At 44.4% G+C, this 8,076-nt stretch carries 11 protein-coding genes; all 11 read right to left on the minus strand.

Annotation, left to right across the window (positions count from 1 at the left end; genetic code table 11):
• Window positions 1–45: 45 nt before the first annotated feature.
• Window positions 46–912, minus strand: a complete 867-nt coding sequence (locus tag QZL69_RS12395; protein WP_022215520.1) for an EamA family transporter — start codon at window positions 910–912, stop codon at window positions 46–48.
• A gap of 76 nt (window positions 913–988) precedes the next feature.
• Window positions 989–1,249, minus strand: coding sequence for a hypothetical protein (locus QZL69_RS12400; RefSeq protein ID WP_022215521.1), 261 nt, complete (start codon window positions 1,247–1,249; stop codon window positions 989–991).
• 14 nt (window positions 1,250–1,263) lie between these two features.
• Window positions 1,264–1,539, minus strand: coding sequence for an acylphosphatase (locus QZL69_RS12405; RefSeq protein WP_022215522.1), 276 nt, complete (start codon window positions 1,537–1,539; stop codon window positions 1,264–1,266).
• Between the two features lie 21 nt (window positions 1,540–1,560).
• Window positions 1,561–2,076 carry a phosphatase PAP2 family protein gene (locus tag QZL69_RS12410; RefSeq protein ID WP_022215523.1) on the minus strand — a complete coding sequence of 172 codons (516 nt, stop codon included), beginning with the start codon at window positions 2,074–2,076 and terminating at the stop codon, window positions 1,561–1,563.
• On the minus strand, window positions 2,066–2,194 hold the full coding sequence (locus tag QZL69_RS14035; protein WP_334290852.1) for a helix-turn-helix domain-containing protein: 129 nt from the start codon (window positions 2,192–2,194) through the stop codon (window positions 2,066–2,068). Before QZL69_RS14035 ends, QZL69_RS12410 begins: the two co-directional genes overlap by 11 nt.
• A 37-nt stretch (window positions 2,195–2,231) precedes the next feature.
• The gene (locus tag QZL69_RS12420) at window positions 2,232–2,450 is read right to left on the minus strand and encodes a hypothetical protein (RefSeq protein WP_022215524.1); all 219 of its coding nucleotides are present in this window, start codon (window positions 2,448–2,450) and stop codon (window positions 2,232–2,234) included.
• Between the two features lie 27 nt (window positions 2,451–2,477).
• On the minus strand, window positions 2,478–3,503 hold the full coding sequence (locus tag QZL69_RS12425) for a transglutaminase domain-containing protein (RefSeq protein WP_022215525.1): 1,026 nt from the start codon (window positions 3,501–3,503) through the stop codon (window positions 2,478–2,480).
• A gap of 20 nt (window positions 3,504–3,523) precedes the next feature.
• The gene (locus QZL69_RS12430) at window positions 3,524–3,694 is read right to left on the minus strand and encodes a hypothetical protein (RefSeq protein ID WP_015540605.1); all 171 of its coding nucleotides are present in this window, start codon (window positions 3,692–3,694) and stop codon (window positions 3,524–3,526) included.
• Between the two features lie 31 nt (window positions 3,695–3,725).
• Entirely contained in the window at window positions 3,726–5,162 is a 1,437-nt protein-coding gene (locus QZL69_RS12435; protein WP_022215526.1) for a serine/threonine protein kinase, read from the minus strand.
• 24 nt (window positions 5,163–5,186) lie between these two features.
• Window positions 5,187–6,998: a DUF6320 domain-containing protein gene (locus tag QZL69_RS12440; protein WP_022215527.1), complete on the minus strand. Its 1,812-nt coding sequence runs from the start codon at window positions 6,996–6,998 to the stop codon at window positions 5,187–5,189.
• Window positions 6,965–7,927 (minus strand): alpha/beta hydrolase, encoded by a 963-nt coding sequence (locus tag QZL69_RS12445; protein WP_118252369.1) that lies wholly within the window; start codon window positions 7,925–7,927, stop codon window positions 6,965–6,967. The genes QZL69_RS12440 and QZL69_RS12445 overlap by 34 nt, the downstream gene beginning before the upstream one ends.
• Window positions 7,928–8,076 lie beyond the last annotated feature (149 nt).

The raw sequence follows: 8,076 nt of genomic DNA on the forward strand, positions 1-8,076 counted from the left end.
TCTATCGCCCTGCCATCCATCCCATTCACAATGACCCTGATGATTTTACGCCATCGTCATAAGTACCGTTCCGACAGTGATCAGTACAACTCCCACCGCAGATTTGCGCGTCAGTTTTTCGTGGAAAACGATCCAGGAAAAAGCAATCGTCGCGAGAATACTGAGTTTATCGATCGGCACGACAACACTTGCAGGTCCTTCCTGCAGAGCACGATAATAACAGAGCCAGGAAGCTCCTGTCGCGATACCTGAAAGTCCGATAAAAAGAAGCTCTTTTTTCTCAATCTCTTTTACTTCCTTCTGCTTACCCTGGACAAAAACCATCAGCCATGCCATCAGAAGCACAACTGTTGTACGGATCGCGGTTCCCAGGTTTGAGTCAATCCCTGAAATTCCAACCTTTCCAAGAATCGCTGTCAGGCTCGCAAAGACTGCTGAAAGCACTGCATAAATAAACCAACTGCTGTCTTTTTTCTTTGTATCTTCTATAACTTTCTTTCTGGAGATCATCATATAAGTACCGATCGCGATCAGACAGACACAGCCAAGCTTCGCCCATGTCAGTCCCTCATGGAGAAAGATCAACGCCAGGAAGATCGTCAGTATCGTACTGGATTTATCGATTGGCACAACCTTGTTGACATCGCCTTTCTGGAGCGCATGAAAATAGCACAGCCACGATGCTCCCGTCGCCAGTCCGGACAAAACGAGAAACAGCAGCGTCTCTCTGCTGATATTGTGGATTCCAGAAAAAGTCCCCGTGACCAGCACCATCAGCCATGAGAACAGAAGAACTACGATCGTTCTCACTGCTGTCGCCACATCTGAATCTGTTTTCTGAATTCCACACTTTGCGAGAATCGCTGTGATTCCCGCAAAAAAAGAAGATCCTACTGCGAATAAGATCCACATAAACAATCCCCCCTCTTTATTCATTTTATCTGCAAAAAGAGCAGGTCTCTGCCCGCTCTCTGCTAATCAATCCTTATTAATCCTCATCAAAGTTTACTGCGTAAACTCCCTCTGGAAGTCTCATTGTAAGGATTCCAAGATTAAATTCATGATCCATAACTGTAATATGATACTCAAAGATCACATCATCCTCAAACTTGGAAAGTAACACATAAGTACCATTTTCCTTGCCGTCGATCTGGTCACAGATGTCCTCGTAGACTGCTTCTCCTGAAATCTCTCTCGGATAGCCTGATGACTTGATCTTCTCCTCGATTGCCTGATATAATTCTTCCATTTGTGCATCTCCCTTCAGTAGCGGATTCCGAATCGCCGCTCATTCTCATCCAGAGAAATCCTCCGTCTTCGGATATCATCAATCTCTATATAACGGTCATTGTAAAGTGCCTGAATGATCTTGTCAATATCTTCTTCAAGGCCCTGCAATTCTGTCGAAACAGAACCATCATATTCGTTTCTCGCCCATCCGGTCACACTGTACATCTGTGCCAGGTATCCTAATTTATACCGGAATCCAACACCCTGGACTCGTCCATAAAAACTGATCGCTTCTCTGATTTTCTGCATGGTTTTTCCTCTATATTTATTTTATCTGTTTCTCAGTTTTTCCATAATTTTGTATCCTATATATCCTGACAAAATTCCGAGAAGGATTCCTCCCAGTACATCTGTAGGATAATGTACATATAAATAAAGTCTTGAGACTGCGATCAGGCAGGCAAGTACCAGCGCCGGTTTCCATGCTTTATTTTTTGCAAAATACAATGCGCTCACTGTTGTAAACGATGCTGATGTGTGACCCGACGGGAAAGAAAAATCGTGAAGCTTCGGAACCAGAAGCTGAACCGTCGTATTTACATCATACGGTCTTGTCCTCGCAAACAGATTTTTGAGAATCACATTGCACAGTATCGTCTGTACAACCAGTGCCGCCAGCATTACGCCGCCGGCCCGCCTTGTTTTCGGTATCACCAGAAAGATCGCCGTCAAAATGATCCAGATAATTCCGGCATCTCCAAGTCTGGTGATCCCGACCATGATCTTATCCAGCACCGGTGTATGCAGTGTCTGGATAAAATCCAGGATTTTTAATTCAATGCTCATAATCCTCACTCCATTGTTTATAAATGTATCTGCATGTGCCGATTGTCTTATGTATTTTAATCTTCTGCTCTTCTGTAGGATTGATCTCTGTTTTGAATCGCTTCAGCAATCTCCTCATCCTTTTCCTATTTATCCCATGAACAAGACCTAAGCTCCTACCGCAGTTTTCTCAGTTCGCCTTCGATCAGAAACACTTCGTCGCCCTCGTTGATGTCCAGCTCATACAGTCTGGCATCTTTTTCGTGGATGATCTTTTCTTCTCCTGTGAGATTGCTTTTGAGAAGTACTTTGTCTTTGATCTCAAATCCATCCGGCCACCCTTCACAGCCGAAATCCGGTTCTTCAATATGTAAAACCTGAAATGTTTCCAGCATAGTAATTTCCCCTTTTAGATAAAAAACTTATTCTTTTTCTCCCTCATTTGCATCTTCCATTGTGATGCATTCCTGTGCCTGTTCTTCTATGTAATGGAGGCTCAGGACTGCCTGCGGCCAGTTGACATTTACAACTGGTGTCTTTTTTCTTTCTTCTCCTGCTTTGCGGATCAGGTCGAGAAGTTCCTTCAGTACTTCTCTGGTAAGATAGCCGCCACGCCAGTGGAAGGTGAGTGTTTTGCCTTTCTTTGCAGCCTGCAGGGAGCGCTTGTAGACATCTTCCTGCTTCGTAAAGGAAAGTTTCTTTTCTTTGTAGTAAAAATGTTCGTGCTCTGTGCAGCATGGTGCCGGTGCGATCAGAGGCTCATGATCCCGGAAAATGCTCTTGTCGTCAAGATTAAAATAATCGTAGCGGATATCCTGCACCTGGTCGCTCTTTCCAAGGGTGTTGTCAAAAGTCGCATCCAGATGATAATATACGCCGCCGACTTTGACGATATTCCAGGTGTGGCGGTATTTGATCCCCTTATCCGGATTGTTTCCGCAGATTGCGATGACGCACCAGACACCAAGCTCATCGAGAAGAACTTTGACCGCCTTGGCGATTCCCTCACAGACACCCACTCCCTGTCCGAGTGGTCCTATGATCTCGTGAGAATATGGTTTCTTGAGTTTATCGTAGCGGATGTTTTCGCAGATAAAATCGTGGACATATTTTTCCTTTTCCCATTCGGACAGGTTTTTGGCAGGCCGCACGAGCTTGTCTACCCGTGCGGTCATTGCCTTCTGGTGTTCTTTGATCTTACTTTTTTCGAAGAGATACTCCGGGATAAAGATGATATTCGGTGAGTCTTTGTAGTAGCGGTACTTGTATCCGGTTACCCAGAAAATCTCCGGATGATCCAGCCTCAGCTGAAAAAATACATCATATAGAGCATCTGCATCCAGTGCCGGAATCTGAAATTCATCCGCCAGTCCGCGGATTCCCTGCAGCATGGCATGATACGCCGCCTGCTTCTGTTTATCCATGTGGTTGTAGTAATACTGTTCCATCTTACTCGTATCTCCCGGATCTATTTCATAGAGTACTGCATCATCTCATAATGAAGGATACATCCCTCATAAATCTCCATCGGCAGAAGCGCCCTCGCCACCAGCTTAAGTTCCTCCTCTGGTCTGTCAATCCTCTGCAGATGTGCATAGTCTCCATCGATCTGTTTTACTTCATAATCACATTCTAACATTGTTTTTCTCCTTGTTGTAAAGTGGATATTTTTAATTTACCTTATTTCCATTCTCGTCATAGTTCCAGTCATCAAACCAGTCTGTCTCTTCCGAATCTCTGTTGTCAAAATCGTTGAACCAATCCGTTTCTTCTGTATTTTCCTCCAATGCAGCTTCTGTTGGGGAGATTTCAACTGTCGGAACAGGGGCTTCTGTTGGAGTTTCTATCGGAGCTTCCGTTGGTGCTGCACTTATTGTCGGAATGGCAGTTGCCGATACTTCCTGATTCTCTTTCGATTCGATTTTCTGTGAATTTCCCATTCTCATATAGCCAAATGCAGCCATTGCAATTCCCGCAATACACAGAATGCCGATTATCGCTGGCATTTTGGAGGATTTCTTTGGAGTTTTCGGCGTTTTATTCTCCGGTTCCACCGGCTGTACTATCACCCGTTCCGGTTTCACTGATTCTGTTTTCTCTGCTTCTGTTTTCTCCAAATCATCTTCCAATCCGGAGAAAAAATGAATGTCTTCTTCTGCTCTTTCTTTTTCTGAAACTTTTGCTGTTTCCTGGTCTTTCTGGTTCTGGTCATAGCTTTGTAAAAGCTTTTCTAGTTCTTCATACATTTCCTGCGGACTCTGGTATCGATCTCTCGGATTAACTGCACATGCCTTCCGCAGAATATCGCCAAGTACATGACCTCCCATTGCCGGGTCTGGAAGTATCTCTCCTTTTAGACGTCTCTGCTTTGCCTTTGTTACATCACTGTATGACACAACTTCCCGATCCTGTGGCACAAACGGCAGCTTTCCCTTATTTGCAAGCTGGTATAAAACAATTCCCAGAGAGTAAAGATCTACCGTAGCATCATACACTTTTCCGTAAAAAACTTCCGGAGCCATATAGCTTTCAGTTCCTGCCCGCGTAGACCCTGACATCGTATGTTCCAACTGTTTGGAAATTCCAAAATCGCCTAATTTATACTCCCCAAACTCTGAAATAAAAATATTGGCTGGTTTGATATCTCTGTGTATAACACCTTTTTTCCTGCATGCCTGCAGCCCATCGCACAGATCAAGTCCCAGTTTCAGGATTTCTTTCATTGTAAGGTTTCTTTCGCTTCGAAGCTGCACCAGACTTTTAAGAAGTTCCATCCTTATAAAAAGAGTCCACCCATCAGGTTCTTCCTGAATTTCAGAATCCTCAATCGCCACAATATGTGATGCACTTTTCAAAGATTCCATAATATTAATCTCTGAAGTAATATTCGCCTGCGTTTCCTGTAAATACGATGCCAGTGAAATCCTTTCGGATTCCAGTTCTCGCCTTTTCTGCTCATCAAGCGATACGTGAATTACTTTCAATGCCGCTCTGGCAGCATATTGGGTATTCTCTTTCCGGATTTCATAGACATCTCCATACGTTCCTTTTCCGATAAGCTTAACTACTTCCCAGTTTTTCCATGGTAACGCTTTTTCCTGTCCCATATTTTTCTTTCCCTTTTTAATTTTTTATATTCTTAATTTCTTTCTGAATTCACGCAACATGTCCTTTTTCTGAAAAATAAACAAACCTGCCAGCGTCAGAAAGCTGATCCCTGCACTTAATACAGACGGCCAGGTGTAAGTAATGAGGCCGACTGCGGTCAGGATTGCAGGAATACATCCTATACCTGCGGATTGTATCAGATAATACAGATATTCTTCTCTTTCCAGATGGTTGATCTTTGCGATCACAGGGATCGAACCCAGGACTGCCAGTGCTCCGAATGGAAATACGAAGTCGATCGACCAGCCATGCCATCCCGTAAAATGATCCCACAAAACACATAAAACCGTTATGATCAGAAGCTGCCACATTTCATTCTTGAGGATGTTTCTTCGCTTCAGATAAGCCACATGAACCACCAGCCAGGCACAGAAACAGCCTGCTGACGCGAACCAGAACCAGTTCAGTGTTCCGAGCATCAGATAGTTGAACATGCCGCAGATCACAGCAACTGCCAGGCACAAAAATGTGAAAGTCTGCATCACTTTTCTGTCCTCTTTTTTTTGTTTTTCACCGCATCCCGGGAATTCATTTTTTTCTTCTTTGCAGGAAATCCCCTCTTCTTTCAGCATGCGGACAAAGTTTTTCTGGATCCTGTCATCCGGTATTTTAGAGGTAAAATCTACCACAAACTGATCTTCATAAGAACAGGAGCAGACCTGCAGGGAATTCGTGCTTGCAAAGATACCGAACCTGTCAATATACGTCTTATATTCCGGAGGGAATTTGAGAATTCCGATATTGGAATATACTGCTGTAATACTTCTTCCTCCCAGATTTGCACCTGCAATGAGGAAATATCGTTTGATCTCCAGTGGGACTGCACGTATGAACGGATTCTTTTCCAGACGGACATAACCGTTCATATCCATTGCGATCCTGTCTTTCTGAAGTTTTTCTTTAAACTGGTCTTTTACGGATTGCAGAAGCTGTTCGAAAGTTGTACTTTCCTCAAATTTATAGCCTACTTCGATCCAGCCAAAGAAATTTCCCATTGACTGTGATGGAAAATAATTACGCAGATTGACCGGGATCATCAGTGTGATCGGGCGCTTCTGCTGGTTCTTCGGGATATCCTCATGAATCGCGCGAAGCAGAAGTGCAGTCAGAAATATCGTGATCGACACACTATAAGAACGGGCTTTTGCCAGAATCTCTTTCACCGAAAAAATGACTTCCGTGATCTGCATATCGGAGTGAATCAGTTTCTCTCCTTTCAGCTGCACTGCCGGTGGTTTTTTCTCTTTGTTTTTTGGGATTTTTGACGAATAATACTGTGAAAAACTGTCCTCTTCCTGCTCGCCGGGAGTCGCCTCATCTGCCAGTTCGATCCATGGAAGTTTATCTTCAGGATGTGCCAGGATCAAGTAATCCTGAACCAGTTCTGTAACGAAATTCATCGCTCCTGTTCCGTCTGTCAGTGCATGATAAACCTCGAAATTGATCCGGTTTCTGTGGTAGCTCACGCGAAACAGAAGCGACTTCTGATCCGGTATATAGAGCTGGCTGCACGGTGGTTTTTTCTCCGGTTTTACGACTGCCCGGATGTCTCTTCGCTCCAGATAAAACCAGAACAAACCCTTGCGGAGCACCGCCTGGAACAGTGGATATTTCTCCATTGTCTGATCCAGTGCTTTCTGCAGAATATCCGGATCTACCTCTTCTTTCAGCTGGCAGTAAAACCGGAAAACCCTGCTGTCATTCTTCCCCGTCACCAGCGGAAAAGCCAGTGCCGCGTTATCTAATTTTCTCCATTTTGAATATCCTGTTTCCACGTTTTATCCGCTTCTTTCTCCAAAAACTTATTCATGATCTCAAAGCTTTCCTGCACATGAAGGAACCGGATCCCCAGTGCAAAATAGCCGTGAAGTGCTTCCGGGATCCTGTGCACTTCCACATAGTTTCCCGCTTCTTCCAGGCGTTTACCGTATGCTTCTCCTTCGTCCCGCAGGGGATCAAACTCTGCGGTAAGGATCAACGTATCCGGCATATGGGAGAGGTCTTTTTCGAGGATCGGTGCAAAATATGGGTTCTGTCTGTCATCTGGACTGCTCTCATATAATTTGAGATAATCTTCCATTTTGACTGCTGTGAGGAGATAGCCTTCGCCATTTTCCTGCACGGATCTATAGGGGGATTCTTCTGTATAACAGTTGTTCAATGCTGGATAGATCAGGATCTGTTTCCGTGGCATGAACTCTCCTCGTTCTCTTGCAAGAAGGCAGACCGCCGCCGCAAGATTTCCTCCTGCGCTGTCTCCAATGATCGTGATTCTGTCCGGATCAGCCGGAAGGATCAGTCTGCCTGTATAAAGTGCTTTCGCCGCCGCATAACAGTCCTCCAGCGGAACCGGGAAATGATATTCCGGTGCAAGACGATACTCCACAGACATCACGATATGCCCTGTAGACTGCGCCATCCTGCTGCATACGCGGTCATAATTCTCCACACTTTCCGTCACCCAGCCGCCGCCATGAAAAAAGAGCAGAACCGGATATTTTTCTCCATCCACAGGCTCTCCGCTCATAGCTTCCTCACTCGGAAAATACAGCCGCACAGGTACTTCATAAGCTCCATTATACACTTTTGTATCCAGTTTCTTCACAAATATACGCATCGCATCCAGCTTCTTAATATCTGCCAGCCGCCGTGACGCCTCCACCTCTATATTTCCATAAGATAGTGCATGTAAGATTGTTTGCATTGTCTTTGAAATCAAATGTTTACTCCTTGTCTGTGTGAATTAATATCTTACTCAACATTATATTATCTATTTTACTCTTTCGCAATTTGATTTTTGTTTTCTGTTTTGGAGTCAAAAAAACCTGCCAGCGGTGTTTTTCACACCACTGG

The sequence above is a fragment of the Blautia sp. CAG:237 genome (genome assembly GCF_000436615.1).
Classification (GTDB): Bacteria; Bacillota; Clostridia; order Lachnospirales; family Lachnospiraceae; genus Blautia_A; species Blautia_A intestinihominis.